General features: G+C 73.3%; 19 protein-coding genes. 8 read left to right on the top strand and 11 right to left on the bottom strand.

Annotation, left to right across the window (positions count from 1 at the left end; translation table 11 throughout):
• Positions 1-124: 124 nt before the first annotated feature.
• From ACZ4WV_RS12435 to ACZ4WV_RS12420, 4 genes are all read right to left on the bottom strand, one after another.
• A complete protein-coding gene (locus ACZ4WV_RS12435) occupies positions 125-1,543 on the bottom strand; it encodes a hypothetical protein (RefSeq protein ID WP_465745598.1) in 1,419 nt (472 codons plus the stop codon).
• A gap of 6 nt (positions 1,544-1,549) precedes the next feature.
• Positions 1,550-2,332 carry a hypothetical protein gene (locus ACZ4WV_RS12430; RefSeq protein ID WP_465745596.1) on the bottom strand — a complete coding sequence of 261 codons (783 nt, stop codon included), beginning with the start codon at positions 2,330-2,332 and terminating at the stop codon, positions 1,550-1,552.
• An 18-nt stretch (positions 2,333-2,350) separates the two neighbouring features.
• Positions 2,351-2,659 (bottom strand): ABC transporter permease, encoded by a 309-nt coding sequence (locus ACZ4WV_RS12425; RefSeq protein WP_465745595.1) that lies wholly within the window; start codon positions 2,657-2,659, stop codon positions 2,351-2,353.
• Between the two features lie 337 nt (positions 2,660-2,996).
• Positions 2,997-3,623: a TetR/AcrR family transcriptional regulator gene (locus ACZ4WV_RS12420; RefSeq protein WP_465745594.1), complete on the bottom strand. Its 627-nt coding sequence runs from the start codon at positions 3,621-3,623 to the stop codon at positions 2,997-2,999.
• A gap of 211 nt (positions 3,624-3,834) precedes the next feature.
• Here ACZ4WV_RS12420 and ACZ4WV_RS12415 point away from each other — a divergent pair, with 211 nt between their 5' ends.
• From ACZ4WV_RS12415 to ACZ4WV_RS12405, 3 genes are read left to right on the top strand one after another with little or no spacing between them, the layout of a single operon-like run.
• A complete protein-coding gene (locus ACZ4WV_RS12415; protein WP_465745592.1) occupies positions 3,835-4,593 on the top strand; it encodes an SDR family oxidoreductase in 759 nt (252 codons plus the stop codon).
• On the top strand, positions 4,590-5,375 hold the full coding sequence (locus ACZ4WV_RS12410; protein ID WP_465745590.1) for an SDR family NAD(P)-dependent oxidoreductase: 786 nt from the start codon (positions 4,590-4,592) through the stop codon (positions 5,373-5,375). The genes ACZ4WV_RS12415 and ACZ4WV_RS12410 overlap by 4 nt, the downstream gene beginning before the upstream one ends.
• Positions 5,372-6,343, top strand: a complete 972-nt coding sequence (locus tag ACZ4WV_RS12405) for an NADPH:quinone oxidoreductase family protein (protein ID WP_465745587.1) — start codon at positions 5,372-5,374, stop codon at positions 6,341-6,343. Before ACZ4WV_RS12410 ends, ACZ4WV_RS12405 begins: the two co-directional genes overlap by 4 nt.
• 29 nt (positions 6,344-6,372) lie before the next feature.
• On the opposite strand, the gene ACZ4WV_RS12400 is transcribed toward ACZ4WV_RS12405, so the two are convergent.
• Positions 6,373-6,675 (bottom strand): hypothetical protein, encoded by a 303-nt coding sequence (locus ACZ4WV_RS12400; protein WP_465745585.1) that lies wholly within the window; start codon positions 6,673-6,675, stop codon positions 6,373-6,375.
• Between the two features lie 80 nt (positions 6,676-6,755).
• Here ACZ4WV_RS12400 and ACZ4WV_RS12395 point away from each other — a divergent pair, with 80 nt between their 5' ends.
• A complete protein-coding gene (locus tag ACZ4WV_RS12395) occupies positions 6,756-7,088 on the top strand; it encodes a DUF3291 domain-containing protein (protein WP_465745583.1) in 333 nt (110 codons plus the stop codon).
• On the opposite strand, the gene ACZ4WV_RS12390 is transcribed toward ACZ4WV_RS12395, so the two are convergent.
• Positions 7,072-7,890, bottom strand: coding sequence for an NAD(P)H-binding protein (locus ACZ4WV_RS12390; protein WP_465745581.1), 819 nt, complete (start codon positions 7,888-7,890; stop codon positions 7,072-7,074). The genes ACZ4WV_RS12395 and ACZ4WV_RS12390 overlap by 17 nt on opposite strands.
• 79 nt (positions 7,891-7,969) lie before the next feature.
• Between ACZ4WV_RS12390 and ACZ4WV_RS12385 the strand changes: the two genes are divergently transcribed.
• Complete coding sequence (locus ACZ4WV_RS12385; protein WP_465745579.1) at positions 7,970-8,383, top strand: winged helix-turn-helix transcriptional regulator; 414 nt, start codon at positions 7,970-7,972, stop codon at positions 8,381-8,383.
• A gap of 73 nt (positions 8,384-8,456) precedes the next feature.
• On the top strand, positions 8,457-8,993 hold the full coding sequence (locus tag ACZ4WV_RS12380; RefSeq protein WP_465745577.1) for a hypothetical protein: 537 nt from the start codon (positions 8,457-8,459) through the stop codon (positions 8,991-8,993).
• Positions 8,994-9,015: 22 nt separating this feature from the next.
• On the opposite strand, the gene ACZ4WV_RS12375 is transcribed toward ACZ4WV_RS12380, so the two are convergent.
• From ACZ4WV_RS12375 to ACZ4WV_RS12355, 5 genes are all read right to left on the bottom strand, one after another.
• Positions 9,016-10,293 (bottom strand): alpha/beta hydrolase family protein, encoded by a 1,278-nt coding sequence (locus ACZ4WV_RS12375; protein ID WP_465745575.1) that lies wholly within the window; start codon positions 10,291-10,293, stop codon positions 9,016-9,018.
• Between the two features lie 116 nt (positions 10,294-10,409).
• A complete protein-coding gene (locus ACZ4WV_RS12370; RefSeq protein WP_465745572.1) occupies positions 10,410-11,633 on the bottom strand; it encodes an acyl-CoA dehydrogenase family protein in 1,224 nt (407 codons plus the stop codon).
• Between the two features lie 3 nt (positions 11,634-11,636).
• On the bottom strand, positions 11,637-12,665 hold the full coding sequence (locus ACZ4WV_RS12365; protein ID WP_465745570.1) for a phosphotransferase family protein: 1,029 nt from the start codon (positions 12,663-12,665) through the stop codon (positions 11,637-11,639).
• A gap of 133 nt (positions 12,666-12,798) precedes the next feature.
• Positions 12,799-13,008 carry a DUF397 domain-containing protein gene (locus ACZ4WV_RS12360; RefSeq protein WP_465745568.1) on the bottom strand — a complete coding sequence of 70 codons (210 nt, stop codon included), beginning with the start codon at positions 13,006-13,008 and terminating at the stop codon, positions 12,799-12,801.
• 3 nt (positions 13,009-13,011) lie between these two features.
• Complete coding sequence (locus ACZ4WV_RS12355) at positions 13,012-13,836, bottom strand: helix-turn-helix domain-containing protein (protein ID WP_465745566.1); 825 nt, start codon at positions 13,834-13,836, stop codon at positions 13,012-13,014.
• Between the two features lie 106 nt (positions 13,837-13,942).
• On the opposite strand from ACZ4WV_RS12355, the gene ACZ4WV_RS12350 reads away from it, so the two are divergent.
• Complete coding sequence (locus tag ACZ4WV_RS12350) at positions 13,943-14,290, top strand: hypothetical protein (RefSeq protein WP_465745564.1); 348 nt, start codon at positions 13,943-13,945, stop codon at positions 14,288-14,290.
• A complete protein-coding gene (locus tag ACZ4WV_RS12345; protein WP_465745562.1) occupies positions 14,287-14,658 on the top strand; it encodes a hypothetical protein in 372 nt (123 codons plus the stop codon). Before ACZ4WV_RS12350 ends, ACZ4WV_RS12345 begins: the two co-directional genes overlap by 4 nt.
• Positions 14,659-14,698: the final 40 nt, after the last annotated feature.

Below are 14,698 nucleotides of genomic sequence, written 5' to 3'. Positions count from 1 at the left end.
CCCCCCCCCCCCCCCCCCCCCCCCCCCCCCCCCCCCCCCCCCCCCCCCCCCCCCCCCCCCCCCCCCCCCCCCCCCCCCCCCCCCCCCCCCCCGCTGTCGGGCTGCTCGGAAGCTGTCGGGCTGCTCAGGCAGCGCGGTGGAAGAAGAACGGGTCGATCGAGACCGGTACCCCGGCCACCCCGTTGGGGCTGAGCAGTCGGTGGGTGGTGAAGTCGGCGTTGCGCTGGTACGTCACGCCCACCGGGAAGTTGGCCCGGTCGGGCGTGTTGTTGCCCGCGAAGATCCCGTAGAAGTCCTTGCCGACCGTGAGCATCCGGAGGTAGTCGCCCAGGTACGGGAGACCGCCGCCGGATGACGGGACATCGCCCGGAGCCTGGTGCAGGACGTTGCTCTCCATGGTCGTGAAACCATCCGGGCTCAGCTCCAGCACCGTCCTCCACTGGCTGTGGGTGAGCTGCTGGTAGACCAGCCCGACCAGGCCGTCGGAATTGACCGCCAGCGAGGGGTTCTTGGCGTTGATGAGGTCCTTGCGGGTGGCAGCCCAGGTCTGCCCGCGGTCGGCGGAGTGCTGGACGTGCAGCACGTAGTCGGTCGGGACGGTGCCGCCCGTGGCGTCGCACCAGGCGATCCACACGCTGTTGGAGTCCGTCGGGTCGACCGCGATCGACAGGTCCGCGCCGGTGCGCTCCTGCCCCAGTGCCGCGACCCGCACGTCGAAGGGCAGGGTCCTACCACTGACCACCCGCCGGCCGACGCCGCCGTCGGCCGGGTCCCGGAGGTCCTGGAACGGGTCCTGACCGAGGCCGCCCTTGTCGTCCCGGGTCACCACCACGTCCATGGTGACGATCAGCCCGAACGTCGGCTCCGCAGCGTTCGTGACGGCACCGCTCCAGCTCTCGAACGCGGTGTAGACCGTTCCGTCGGGGTGCGCGGCGAGCCGAACGGGCGGCCCGTCGTGGACCGTGCCGGAACGCCGGTCGACCGGGACGTTGCTGAACCCGCCCGAGCCGGTGCGCGCGTTGGCCGAGACCGCCACCATGGCGGTGCGGGGCAACTGCTGATGGCCCCGCTTCCCCACGTTGTTGCCGACGTACACGATGTCCTGACCCGCGCCGTCGGCCGTGGCGGCACCCGTGACCACCCAGGGCTGGTCCGGTATGTCCTGTGCGGGCACGTCGAGCAGGACCTCCATCGGCGTCGCGGTGGTGATGTCCGCGGCGCGCAGGATCTCCAGGTCGTCGTCCTGGCCGTTGAGGATCCCCGTGTAGAGCGCGCCGCCGTGCGCGGCGAAGCCGACGGTGATGTCCCCCGTGCCCGCGACGGCGTTGTTGCCGGGGACGGCGCTGTTCAGCACCCAGGTGTCCCCGCCGTCGGTCGAGACGTAGACGGGGGCGAGCGGTCCGTTCAGCGGGTCGGGTGTGAAGGCGGTGGCGACGATCTCGCGCGGGTTGTCCGGGTTGACCGCGAGGTTGGGCTCCGCGTCCAGTCCCGTGTTGCCGCTCTGTGCCTTGGGAGTGATGTTGACGACCTTGATGGTGGCCATGTCGGCTCACCTTCCTTCACGCAGCACGGCGAGCTTCTGCGCCGGCTGGTAGTCGTCGGGGTGGAGCAGTCGGTACGGTGCCTGGGAGGCCAGGTCGCCCGTCGTGGCGTGCATCAGCCAGAGGCCCAGTTGCCCGGCCCTCGGTTTGGGCACGTGGCGCCAGCGGATGTCACCGCTGTGCGGGTAGAGGACGCTGGTCCGCCCCGCGTCGACGCTGCCGGCCTCGACGTGCGAGACGGCGAGGGTGGCCCGCCACCAGTGCGGGGCGTGCTCGGAGAACGCCGGCAGGCCGAGGTCCTCCAGGCCGACCACGGTACCGACCACCACGGCGTCCGCCTCCCGGGCGTGCGCGGCGATGTCCTGGTTCCGGATCTCGCGCTGCACCGAGGAGAACGGCATCTCGTCGGCGGTGGTGGCCGCCAGCGAGACGTGCGGCCGGACGGCGTCGGCGGGCAGCCGGCCCAGTTCGGTGAGGCCGAGGGTCTCGCCGTAGACCAGGCCCTGGGTGAAGAAGGCGGCCGTGTCCCCGACCTCCAGGAGGTCGGCGTCGGGCGCCAGTTGGACGGTGACCTCGGTGCCGGCGAGTTGCCGGAAGGCCTCGGGCGCGTGCAGCACCCGGTCCACCCTGATCACGGTCGTGCGGTCGTTGCGCCGGTCGGCCGGGAAGGCCGCGAGCGAGGTGCCGCCGACCCGGGTGACGGTGCCCAGGAAGCTCAGCGGAGCCTGCCGGACGAGTTCGGTCAGCCGGTCGGGCGCGGCGGCGGGAGTGGTGTCGGTGGTGTCGGTCATGACGGTCCTCCGATCCGGTCAGCGCGCGACGCGGGCCGAGGACGGGTGGCTGCGGCGCCACTCCGTCCGCGCGGCGAGCGCGCAGGCGGCGGTGGCGGCCGCGGCGAGCGCGACGACCAGCCACTCGGCGGCGCCGCTGCCGGCGTCGGGGTCGAGGCCGAGGAACGTCTCGATCCACTGCGGCCACACCAGGGTGAGCAGGAACAGCAGCCCGGACAGGCCGCCGAGAGCCGTCTTCAGCCAGAAGCGCGGCCGGACCGGGCTCGAATGCTGGAAGGGTTGGGACGGTTGGAAACGATGGAAGGACTGAAAGGGCCGGAAGGGCATCGCTGCACCTTCCCTTCTCCGCCCGCCCGGGCCGTGCCACGGCGCGCCGCGCGCGCCGTCCCCGTGTCGCCGCCCTGAACGGCGGCACGACCCCGGCCGGACCGGCCCGGGTGGGGGGTTCGAACCCGTCGGCGCCGCCGGTCGGGGGCGTGGTCGCCGCGGGGTGTCGGCTTCGATCCGCGGCGCCTGGGCCGCGGTGGGAGTGCGTCGGGCGGGGCCTCGACCGGGGCCGCTGGTGCTCGGCGCTGTACGCCTACGAGGCACACGTACTTCGTATACGAGTCTGCTCGCACCCTGCGTAGCGGGTCAAGAGCGCGGCCCTGGGAGCCGCCTGCGGTCAGACCCGGGCGCCGAGCATCCGCAGCACCAACTCGCCGTATCGGCGGCCGAGTTCCTCCGGGGTCTCGGAGGAGCGCTCGGTGTACCAGCGGGAGACGTCGATGCCCAGCGAGGTGACGGCGCGGGCCGCCGTGCGCACCTCGGAGACCTGGAAGTCGCCCGCCGCCACGCCCGCCTCGATCAGCGCGCTGACCTCGCGCTCGATGTCCAGCCGCAGCGCCGCGACCACCGCGTAGGCGCCCTCGGGCAGCGCGTGCAGCTCGTAGTTGACCACCCGGCCGACCGTCCGGGCCCGGGCGTGCCAGACGGTGAACTGCTCGACCAGACGCCGCATCCGCTCGACCGGGCCGCCGTCCCCGCCCGCCGCCCTCCGCACCAGCGCCAGGGTGGCGGCGTGCCCGGCCTGGCTGATCTCGGCGAGGAGCGCGGCCTTCGACTGGTAGTGGATGTACAGCGCGGCGGGGCTCATGCCGGCCGCGGTGGCGATGTCCCGGGTGGTGGTGGCGTGGAAGCCGCGCTCCGCGAACGACTCGACGGCCGCCTGGAGCAGCCGGTACGCCGCCTCGGGGCGGGTGTCGGCGCCGGGCAGGGTCGGCCAGAGGTCGGCGATGGGCGTGCTGGTCATGGCGCCATCCTCCCAGAGAAGTCGTACAGGCATTCCGGTGCCCGCGCGGCGGGCCGTCGGGCGGGTCGGCCGTCGGGCCGTTGCCGGCCGCGGGGCTGTTGACAGGGTCCCGCACCGACAGCATGCTGAGCAAGCGCTTAGTCAGCACACAGCGACTCGTCCGTCCAGAACTCCGCAACCCAGGATTCTCGCGCGAAAGGCAGGACCCTCCGTGGTGCACTCCTTCAAGGGCCAGGTGGCCGTCGTCACCGGATCGAGTCGGGGCATCGGCCTCGGGATCGCGCGCGAGCTGGTCGCCCGCGGCGCCAAGGTCTGCCTGACCGCCCGCAACCCGGAGCCGCTCGCCGAGGCCGTCCGCGACCTCGGCGGCCCGGACAACGCGATCGCCGTCGCCGGCAAGGCCGACGATCCTGCCCACCAGGACGAGGCGGTCGCCCGCACCCTGGAGGCCTTCGGACGGCTCGACCACCTGGTCAACAACACCGGGATCAACCCGGTCTACGGGCCGGTCCTGGACACCGACGAGGCCGCCGCCGCCAAGATCATGGGCGTCAACGTGCTCGCCCCGCTCGGCTGGATCCGCCGGGCCCGCGCCGCGTGGATGGGCGAGCACGGCGGCGCGGTCGTCAACGTCGCCTCCATCGCCGGCCTCCGCTCCTCGGCCGGGATCGGCATGTACGGCGTCAGCAAGGCCGCCCTGATCCGCCTCACCGTCGAGCTCGGCGCCGAGCTGGGCCCGCAGGGCATCCGGGTCAACGCCGTCGCCCCCGCCGTGGTGAAGACGAAGTTCGCCGAGGCGCTGTACGAGGGCCGGGAGGAGGAGGTCGCCGCCGCCTACCCGCTGGGCCGGCTCGGCGTGCCCGAGGACGTCGCGGGCGCGGTCGCCTTCCTGCTCTCCTCCGACGCCGGCTGGATCACCGGCCAGACCCTGGTCGTGGACGGCGGCGTGACCCTCGGCGGTGGGATGTGACGGTGGACCTGACCGGCCAGGGCGTGGTGGTGACCGGCGCCGGCCGGGGCATCGGCGCCGCCCTGGCCAGGGCCTTCGCCGCGGCCGGCGCCCGGGTCGTGGTCAACGACCTGGACGCCGAGGCCGCCCGCGCGGTCGCCGGGGAGTTCGGCGGCACCGCCCTGCCCGGGGACGCCGCCTCCGCCGCCGGCCTGGCCGCCCTGGTCGACGGGGCCCGCGCGGCCGTCGGCGAGATCGACCTCTGGTGCGCCAACGCGGGCGTCGCCCCGGTCGGCGGCGCCGACGCCCCCGCCGCCGCCTGGTCGAGCGCCTGGGAGGTCAACGTGATGGCGCACGTGCGGGCCGCCGAACTGCTGCTGCCCCGCTGGCTGGAGCGCGGCAGCGGCCGCTTCCTGGCCACGGTCTCCGCGGCCGGACTGCTCACCATGCTGGGCTCGGCCCCGTACGCCGTCAGCAAGCACGGCGCGCTCGCCTTCGCCGAGTGGCTGTCCGCCACCTACCGCCACCGGGGCGTCACGGTGCACGCGCTCTGCCCCCAGGGCGTGCGCACCGACATGCTGGCCTCCACCGGCGCGGTCGGCGAGGCGCTGCTCACGCCGACGGCGCTGGATCCGCAGGACGTCGCCGCGGAGGTGATGGACGCGCTCGGCCACGACCGCTTCCTGATCCTGCCGCACCCCGAGGTCGCCGAGTACTACCGCGTCCGGGCGGCCGAACCGGACCGCTGGATCGCCGGGATGAACCGGCTCCAGCGGGGCCTGGAGCGGAGTGAGGCGCTGTGAGGGCCTGGCAGGTGGGTGAACTCGGCGAGCCGGCCGCGGTGATGCGGCTGGCCGAGGACGTGCCGCGGCCGGTGCCCGGCCCGGGCCGGCTGCTGGTCCGGGTCAGGGCGGCGGCGGTGAACTTCCCGGACGCCCTGATGGTGCGCGGGCAGTACCAGGTCCGCCCGCCGCTGCCGTTCACGCCCGGCGTGGAGCTGTGCGGCGAGGTCGCGGAGGGCGCCCGCCGGGGCGAGCGGGTGATCGGCAATCCGGTGCTGCCGCACGGGGCTTTCGCCGAGTACGCGCTGCTGGACGCCGAGGCGGCGTTCCCGGCGCCCGAGGCACTGGACGACGCGGGGGCGGCCGCCCTGCACATCGGCTACCAGACCGCCTGGTTCGCCCTGCACCGCCGGGCCCGGCTGCGGGCCGGCGAGACCCTGCTGGTGCACGCGGCGGCCGGCGGGGTCGGCAGCGCGGCGGTCCAGCTGGGCCGGGCCGCCGGCGCCCGGGTGATCGCCGTGGTCGGCGGCGCGGCGAAGGCACAGGCGGCCCGCGCGCTGGGCGCCGATCTGGTGGTGGACCGGACGGCCGAGGACTTCGTCGCCGCCGTCAAGCAGGCCACCGGCGGGCGTGGTGCGGACGTGGTGTTCGACCCGGTCGGCGGCGACGCCTACACCGGCTCCGCCAAGTGCGTCGCCTTCGAGGGCCGGATCGTGGTGGTCGGCTTCGCCGCCGGGCAGATCCCGGCGCCGGCGCTCAACCACGCCCTGGTGAAGAACTACTCGATCCTCGGCCTGCACTGGGGTCTCTACAACACCCATGACCCGCGCGCGGTGCGCGCCGCCCACGACGAGCTGACCAAGCTCGCCGAGCAGGGCGTGGTCCGGCCGCTGGTGAGCGCCCGGGTGCCGCTGGCGGGCGCCGCGGAGGCCGTCCAGCGGGTCGCCGACGGGCTGAGCACCGGCCGGATCGCCGTCCTCGGCGAGTAGCGGCGGAAAACGACCGAGTAGGGCGGCCCTCAGGCGTTGCGGCGGGCGGACTCGTTCTCCTGGGCGAGCCGCCGCAGCGCCAGCAGCGCGGGCTCCAGCAGGACGGTCCGCAGCAGGGCGCGTTCGGCCTGCTCCAGCGGGTCGGCGGCGGGGTCGAGTCCGTCGAGGTCGAGGACGGCGGTCCGCTCGGCCAGTTCGGCGTACTGGCGCAGGACGTCGTGGGAGAGCTCCGCGCCCAGCGAGCGCAGGGTCTCCAGCGTCTCGCCGAGGACCGCGCGGGCGGGGGCGTGCGCGGAGACCTCCCAGCCGAGTTCGCCGATCAGGGCGGCCACCTCGGCGGCGCCGGGCGCGGGCGCCTCCGCCTCGTCCCCTTCCTCGCCGTCGCCCTCGCCCTCGCCCGCGTCCGAACGAAGTGCGGTCCCTCGCGGACGTCCCGCGCTTCTTCCTCAGGTCGCTGGCCGTCTGGCGCCAACTGCGCACCGCGCCCGGCGCCTTGGGCGCCTCACTGATCGCCCGGCCGCTCCGGCGGACCTTCTGCACCCTCTCCGCCTGGGAGAGCCGCGAGGCCCTCGACGCCTTCGCCGCCACCGAGCCCCACCGCAGCGTCATGACCGGCCTGCGCGCCACCACCCGGGAGTCCACCTTCACGTTCTGGGAGGCGCCGGTCGAGCAGCTGCCCATCGCCTGGCCGGAGGCCCACGCCCGGATCGACGCCCGGCGCGCCCGGGTCACCGCCCCGCGATGACCTCCAGAACCGGGCGGGGCGGCCGGCCGAGCAGGGCCGCCAGGTCGCCCGGCGCACCCGGGCCGGCCAGGAAGCCGTGGGCGATCGCCGAGTAGGTGCCCACCAGCATCGGCACCTGGAAGTCCCGCGCGCCCGAGGCCGTCGCCGCTTTGCGGGTCTCCCCCAAGGCGCCCGGGCGGTACTCGGCGCCCAGCGCCTCGGCCACCTCCGCACCGCCCACCGCCCGCTCGCCGACCAGCTCGTAGCTGCGGCCAGCGTGGGCGGCGGGCGCCAGGGCCACGTTGACCGCCGCTTCGGCCAGGTCCGCCCGGGCCACCGCCGCCAGCTTCCCGTCGCCGAGCGGCGCGGTGATCACCCCGTCCGGGCCGGGGGCGGCGATCACGGCCAGGAACTCGGCGTAGAGGCCGTTGCGCAGCACCGTCCAGCGCACGGTGGCCGACTCGCGCAGCCGCCGCTCGGTCCAGCGGTGGGCGAGGGCGTAGGGCAGGTGGTCGCCGTCGCCGGAGAGGCTGGTGTAGACGACGTGCTCGACGCCCGCCCGCTCCGCCGCCTCGATCGCGGCGCCGTGCCGGGCGATCACCACGTCGTCCTCGGCGGCACCGGCGGAGATCAGCAGCAGGGTCGTCACGCCCTCGAACGCGGCCGCGAGCGTCTCGGGCCGGTCGAAGTCCACCAGCCGGGCGGGGACGCCGGCCGGCACCCGCCCGGGCGTCCGGCTGCCGGCGAGGACACCCTCCCGCGCGCCGAGCTTCTGCAGGACGAGGGCGCCGAGCCCTCCGTTGACACCGGTGACGAGCAGCATGTTTCTCCTCCGGAAGACCGGTCGTTGCGGACCCGACCATCCTCGATAGCCTGGGCGTCCGGCATAAGGAGGCACTTCCATGTCCGTAGGGCACACCGCGGTAACCACTCCCCGCCCCGTCGTCTGGTGCGAGGACGGCGTGGACTGCGGGATCCGTGACCTGCTGAACCGGCTCGGCGACAAGTGGTCGGTGCTGGCAGTCGTCGAACTCGCCCAGGGCGTACGGCGGTTCCGCGAGCTCCAGCGGGCGCTGCCGGGGATCTCGCAGCGGATGCTGACCCTGACGGTGCGCCGGCTGGAGCGTGACGGGGTGGTGTCGCGGACCGTCCACCCGACCGTCCCGCCGCAGGTGGAGTACGAGCTGACCCCGCTCGGGCACAGCCTGACCCGGCTGGTGCGGGCGATGGTGGACTGGTCCTACGACCACCACGACGAGATCGTCGACTCGCGCCGGGCCTGGGACGAGGCGAACCCCGACTCGGAGATCAGGTAGCCCGGCCGTCCGCGCCGCTCACCCTCCCCCCTGGGCAGCCGGGGGTGCGGGCGGGGGCGTTAGAGTCCGACCCATGCACGAGGACACCGCCCGCTGGTACCGGATCGCCGATCTCCTTCCGGAGCCCGAGGCGCAGAGCGTCAAGGACTGCTGGCAGACCGGGGAGCAGGAGAGCGGGCTCGCTCTGCTCGTCGAGGGCCTGGTCGCCCGCCAGGTGCCGATCGGCGGAGCGGACCGGGCGCAGGTCTCCGTGCTCGCCGAGGAGTGGGGCCTGCGCGAGGGGCTCACCCCCGGCATCCTGCGCTGCCTCGGTGACGGCGCGCCCGCGCCGGTGCGGCTGCTCGACGGGGAGGGCGACGAGGCCGAGCTGGTGACGGGCTGGAGCGAGCCCGAGCTCGCCGGCCTGGTGCTGGTGCCGTGGATCGGCTGCACGCGCTGCGGCCGGGTCCTGCTGCGCGCCCACTCCTGGGAGCCCTGGGACGACCTCTCCCACGTCGCCGAGCACTACGTGATCAGCACCCCGGACCACGGCTCGGCGCTGCGGATCCTCCCCTCCGGCGCCGCCGGTGAGGCCTTCGCCGAGCTGCTCCGGGACTGCCCGGAGGTCTGACCGGCCGCGCGAGCCGCAGCGCTCAGCGCTCGTACACCATCTCCGGGAAGCGCGCCGAGGGCCCGTCCAGCAGGTGGTCGTCGTGGCCGCGCAGCCAGCGGTCGAAGAAGGCGGCGACGTAGGAGCGGGTGGCCAGTTCGGCGCGGTCGGGGCGGACGTCACCGACGTCCTTGCGGAGCTGCTCGTCGGTCACGGCGCCCTGGCGGGCGAGCTGCGGGAGCAGCGCCTCGGCGTCGGTGTAGGAGCCGTGCCGGGAGCCGGTGAGGGTCACGTCGGCGTGCCAGCCGGTGCTGTGCTGCCAGAGGGCGTCCCAGCCGGGCTGCCGGTGGTAGCTGCCGGAGTCGTCGCTCTGGGTGCCCATCAGCAGGAACGGGCGGTTCAGCCCGTCCTGGGCGACGCTGGGCAGGTCGATGCCCGGCTTCCCGTCCGAGCGGGGGAAGTGCAGCTGGCCGTCGAGGTTGATCCCGGCCGCGATCCGGGGGTCGTCGTGCATGGTCTGCAGGGCGGTGAAGCCGCCGGCGGAGTGGCCGACCATGCCGATCCGGTCGAGGTCGAGCGAGTCGGCGAGGCCGGCCGGCAGGCTCCGGTCGCCGCGCAGCCCGGCGAGCCGGTCGAGGACGAAGCGGGTGTCGTCGACCCGGGTCTGCATCGAGGCGTGCAGCACGGCCGGGACGTCGAGGTCGGGCTTGCCCATCAGTTCGGTGAACACCGAGGTGGCCAGGTCCCCGTCGGGGAACTGCACCTCGGAGGCGTCCCAGGTGTGGTCGACGGTGACCACCACGTAGCCGCGCGAGGCGAGGTCCTCGACCAGGGCGGTGCCCCAGGTGCGCGGGTCTCCGAGGCCGGGTGAGTAGAGCACGACGGGGCGCTTGCCGCCGGGCAGGGCGGGTGCGCCGGCGCGGGCGTGGGTGCGGACGCCGGCCCAGTCGGTGCGGTCGGGTTCGAAGCCGTAGTTCGCCAGTCCGGCGCTCCCGGCGCTGCCGAAGTGGGCGGCCGCGGCGGGCGCCATGGACGGGGCGCGGTCGCCGCCGGTGGCGGGGCGGGCGGTCGGGTACCAGAAGCTGATCATCAGTCGGCGGGGCTTGCCCGGCTTCAGCGGGAACTCCCGGTCGGGGTCGGTGAGCTGCAGGGAGGTGGTGCCGATCGGGTACGGCCCGGTCGGGTGCGGCAGCGCCGCCGTGGCCTGTCGCGCCCAGCCGGTGTCCCCGGGTGCCGCCGTCGCCCCGGGTGCACCCGCCACGCCCAGGGCCACCGCCGTCGCCAGCAGCACCGCCGCCACGGCCCGTCCACGCCTGCTCATCGCCGTTCCTCCTCGCTGTCATCCCTTGCGCAGGAGACGGTACGGGCGGAGCGGGGTCGCAGCCGTCATACCGGGGAGCCAAACCGCCGTGGCTACCCCGGTATGACGCCGTCGGGTCAGTCCGTGGCCGAGCGGTACTTCTTGAGTTCCCGGCGGGCCAGCGAGCGCTTGTGGACCTCGTCCGGCCCGTCGGCGAGGCGCAGGCTGCGGATGCCGGCCCAGAGCTGGGCGAGCGGGGTGTCCTGGCCGGTGCCGCCGGCGCCGTGGGCCTGGACGGCCTTGTCGAGGATCCACTCGACGGTGCTCGGGGTGGCGATCTTGATGGCCTGGATCTCGGTGTGCGCGCCCCGGTTGCCGACGGTGTCCATCAGCCAGGCCGTCTTGAGCACGAGCAGCCGCAACTGCTCGATGCGGACGCGGGATTCGGCGATCCAGTCCTGGATGACGCCCTGCTCGGCGAGCGGACGGCCGAAGGCGACGCGGGCGGTGGTCCGGCGGCACATCAGCTCCAGCGCGCGTTCGGCCATGCCGATGGCGCGCATGCAGTGGTGGATCCGGCCGGGCCCCAGCCGGGCCTGGGCGATGGCGAAGCCGGTGCCCTCCTCGCCGATCAGGTTCTCCACCGGCACCCGGACGTCCTCGAAGAGCACCTCGGCGTGGCCGCCGTGGTCGGAGTCGTCGTAGCCGAAGACGGTCATGCCGCGCTTGAAGGTGAGCCCGGGGGTGTCGCGCGGGACGAGGACCATGCTCTGCTGGCGGTGCGGTTCGGCGGTGGGGTCGGTCTTGCCCATCACGATGATCAGCTTGCAGTCCGGGTTCATCGCGCCGGTGATGTACCACTTGCGGCCGTTGATCACGTACTCGTCGCCGTCCCGGACGATCCGGGTGGCGACGTTGGTGGCGTCCGAGGAGGCGACCTCGGGCTCGGTCATCGCGAAGGCGGAGCGGATCTCGGCGTCCAGCAGCGGGCGCAGCCAGCGCTCCTTCTGCGCGGCGGTGCCGAACTCGGCGAGCAGCTCCATGTTGCCGGTGTCGGGGGCCGCGCAGTTGAGCGCGGGCGGGGCCAGCTGGGGGCTGCGGCCGGTGATCTCGGCCAGCGGGGCGTACTGGAGGTTGGTGAGGCCGGCGCCGTGCTCGCCGGGGATGAAGAGGTTCCACAGGCCCTGCTTGCGGGCCGCCGCCTTCAGGTCGGCGACCACCGGCGGGACGCTCCACGGCTCGCGCGCCGGGTCGGCGAGCTGCTCGGCGAGGACGGGCTCGGCGGGGTGGACGTGCTCGTCCATGAAGGCGAGCAACTGCTCCCGGAGTTCGTTCGTCCGGGAATCGTAGGCGAAGTCCATCGGTCAGCTCTCCTTGAGGGTGCTCAGGCCGTGCCGGGCCAGGATCGGGGCCATCTCGCCCGCGCGCTCGAATCCTGCGCCGAGGGTGCGGCCCTGCTGGAAGCGGAAGTGGATGCCCTCGGCGACGGCGGCGAGCTTGAACGAGGCGAAGGCCACGTACCAGTCGAGGTCGGTGGCCTGGCGGCCGGTCAGCTCGGCGTAGCAGGAGACGATCTCGTCCGGGCCGGGGAAGCCGGGGGCGGCCATCGCGGAGGGGATGATGCCGCCGCCGACGCCGGCGAGTTCGGTGTACATCACGAGCAGGCCGATGTCGGTGAGCGGGTCACCGAGGGTGGACATCTCCCAGTCGAGGACGGCGGTGATGGTGTCGCCGTCGTCGACGAGGACGTTGTCGAGCCGGTAGTCGCCGTGGACGAGCGCGGGCGCGGGCGAGACCGGGAGGCGCGCGGCCAGGAGGGCGTGCAGACGGTCCAGGTCGGGGAGGTCGCGGCTGCGGGAGGCGGCGAGCTGCTTGGACCAGCGGCGCAGCTGGCGCTCCAGGTAGCCGTCGGGGTGGCCGAAGTCGGCGAGGCCGACGGTTGAGGGGTCGATCCGGTGGAGGGCGGCCAGGGTCTCGACGAGCTGCCGGCCGAGGGCGCCGACGCGCCGCTCACCGAGCGCGGCGAGGGTCGCGGCGTCCCGGTGCGCGGTGCCGGTGACGTACTCCATGAGGTACCAGGGCGCGCCGAGGAGGGTGTCGGTGGGGTCCAGGAGGAGCATGCCCGGAACTGGAACGCCGGTGTCCCGGAGGGCGGACATCACGCGGTACTCGCGGCCCATGTCGTGGGCGGTCGCGAGCACGTGCCCGAGCGGAGGGCGCCGGAGCACCCAGCGGGAGGTGCCGTCGGTGAGCGCGTACGTGAGGTTGGAGCGGCCCCCCTCGATGAGGTCGGCCCGCAGCGGACCCTGGACGGTGCCGGGCAGCTCGCGGTCCAGATGGGTGCGGAGGCGGGCGAGGTCCAGACCGGGCGGATCAGCGGGGGTCTCGGGCATCGGGCGGCTCCTGGGAGGCGGAAAGAAGGGGATGACTAAGCGCTTGCTTAGCATCGGCCGCACGGCGGGCGGTGTCAATACGCGACGAGCCCCCGGACCACGCGGTCCAGGGGCTCGGTCGGCAGGCCGAAGATCAAACGTCGCCGAAGTCGCCGGCGGCAGTCGCGGCGACGAAGGCTCGCCACGCCTCGGCCGGGAAGAGGAGGACAGCGCCGTCCGGATCCTTCGAGTCACGGACCGGGACGACACCCGGGAAGTCAGGCGCGACCTCTACGCAGGAACCGCCGTTGTCAGAGTACGACGACTTGAACCAGGAAGCGCGGGACAGGTCTGGGCGGATCATGGGTCAGAGTTCCTTTCGGGCCTTATGAATCAGGTCGAGGGTCGCTGCTCTCGTCAGCGCTTCCACCTGCAACCGATCGTAGGCCCTTTCCCATGCCCTGACAGTCCTGTCTTCCCGGACGACAAAGCCGTGTTCTGCGGATTCGGTATAGCCGACCACAGAACGATCGGCAAACGTCAACAGCGTCATGAAGGCTCGGAACGGGGCGTGTTCCGCCAAGGTGAACGGAGCCACCTGGAAGATCACATGAGGCTTCGTCGCCATCTCGACGAGGTGATCAAGCTGTTCACGCATCGTCGCAATGCCACCGACCGGCCGACGGATGCCGCTCTCGTCTATCACCGCGTGGATGACCGGCGGCTCGGCGCGCTTGAGCAACCGCTGTCGCGCGATGAGGAACTTCATTCGCTCCTCAGCCTGATCCTGAGTGCTGCTTCCTCGCTGCACCGCCGCTGACTCTCGCGCGGAAGCGTAGGCCTTGGTCTGGAACAGCCCGGGGATGAGATTCGGTTCGAAGATCCGGATCTCCGCAGCACGCGCTTCCTGCGCAGCGTGCTCGGGGAAGCCCTCCAGGAAGCCCTTCCGCCTCATCCCGACCCACATCAACTCGAGCGTCTGGCCCGTCCCGAGCGCCTTGTCGGCCGCCCTGACGAAGGCTCGGCTGGTGGATTTTCGGCCCGTTTCCACCGCAGAGATGTAGCTGTCCGAGTACCCCATGGCTTCTGCCAGGTCCTGTTGGGTCCACCCCAACGCCTCGCGCGAGCTGCGAAGCAGCGCGCCGAACGACTCACGCGGAGACGACGTCGGGTCAAGCTCCTTGCGATTCACAGCACACGCCCAATTCCACCGGTGGCACAGGCAAGTTGAACGATTCCCGAGCTTAGCCGACAGTGGGCACCACCGGTAGTCGTATCGCTACACAGAGGAGCGAACCTTGAGCTGCCCAACGCCCCCACCGGCCTCGGACCGACCCCAGGTGGTCATCTACCTGGCCAAGAGCAACTCCCGCTTCCCCGAGCGCGAGTTGCGCATGTGCGAGGCCTACGCCCACACCTTCCGGTGGGACATCTCGCTGATCGTCGTGGACGACGAAGTGGACGCCAAGGCGCCCGAGCAGCGGCCTCTGCTTCAGGCCGCCCTCCAGCGCCTTCTCGAGCGCCGGGCCGGGGCGATCCTCGTCCCGACCAAAGCCACCATCTCCGCCATCGACGGCGAGTTCAACGAGTTCGCCGAGCGCGTCGAGAAGGCCTCCGGCTTCATCCAGGTGGCGACCCGCCGATGACCACCGACCGCTACACCGTCCTCCCCGCCGATGCCCCGCGCGGCGCCGCCTACCAGGTCTGGATCATCCACGACCGCACCACCGACCGCCCCGTCAAGGCGCTCCCGCCGGCCGACGAGCCGCTGCGCTTCTACTCCTACGCCCACGCCCTGGTCTGGATCCGCAAGAACCAGCCGCGCACCCCGTACGAGATCCGCCTGATCGACGCCAGGAGCCCGCACTTCCTCCAGCTGGAGTGCTGGGGTCTCTGGGACGTCACCAACCACGAGTACCTCCGCATGCCCGGCTCCTCGCACCGGATCCGGCGCTTCTACACCCGGGCCGCCGCCGAGGCCTTCCGGCAGCACGTCAACCGCTCCGTAATGTAGGCACGTTGCCCGCCGGTTCAACGTCCCCCGTGCAACTTAT

This window comes from Kitasatospora sp. NPDC029312 (assembly GCF_055569215.1).
This window is presented reverse-complemented; position numbering and strand designations above follow the sequence as displayed.

Coding starts and splice junctions, on each gene's coding strand:
- ACZ4WV_RS12435 (WP_465745598.1), bottom strand. CDS start 1,543: ATGGCCACCATCAAGGTCGTCAACATCACTCCCAAGGCACAGAGCGGC.
- ACZ4WV_RS12430 (WP_465745596.1), bottom strand. CDS start 2,332: ATGACCGACACCACCGACACCACTCCCGCCGCCGCGCCCGACCGGCTG.
- ACZ4WV_RS12425 (WP_465745595.1), bottom strand. CDS start 2,659: ATGCCCTTCCGGCCCTTTCAGTCCTTCCATCGTTTCCAACCGTCCCAA.
- ACZ4WV_RS12420 (WP_465745594.1), bottom strand. CDS start 3,623: ATGACCAGCACGCCCATCGCCGACCTCTGGCCGACCCTGCCCGGCGCC.
- ACZ4WV_RS12390 (WP_465745581.1), bottom strand. CDS start 7,890: ATGCTGCTCGTCACCGGTGTCAACGGAGGGCTCGGCGCCCTCGTCCTG.
- ACZ4WV_RS12385 (WP_465745579.1), top strand. CDS start 7,970: ATGTCCGTAGGGCACACCGCGGTAACCACTCCCCGCCCCGTCGTCTGG.
- ACZ4WV_RS12380 (WP_465745577.1), top strand. CDS start 8,457: ATGCACGAGGACACCGCCCGCTGGTACCGGATCGCCGATCTCCTTCCG.
- ACZ4WV_RS12375 (WP_465745575.1), bottom strand. CDS start 10,293: ATGAGCAGGCGTGGACGGGCCGTGGCGGCGGTGCTGCTGGCGACGGCG.
- ACZ4WV_RS12370 (WP_465745572.1), bottom strand. CDS start 11,633: ATGGACTTCGCCTACGATTCCCGGACGAACGAACTCCGGGAGCAGTTG.
- ACZ4WV_RS12365 (WP_465745570.1), bottom strand. CDS start 12,665: ATGCCCGAGACCCCCGCTGATCCGCCCGGTCTGGACCTCGCCCGCCTC.
- ACZ4WV_RS12360 (WP_465745568.1), bottom strand. CDS start 13,008: ATGATCCGCCCAGACCTGTCCCGCGCTTCCTGGTTCAAGTCGTCGTAC.
- ACZ4WV_RS12345 (WP_465745562.1), top strand. CDS start 14,287: ATGACCACCGACCGCTACACCGTCCTCCCCGCCGATGCCCCGCGCGGC.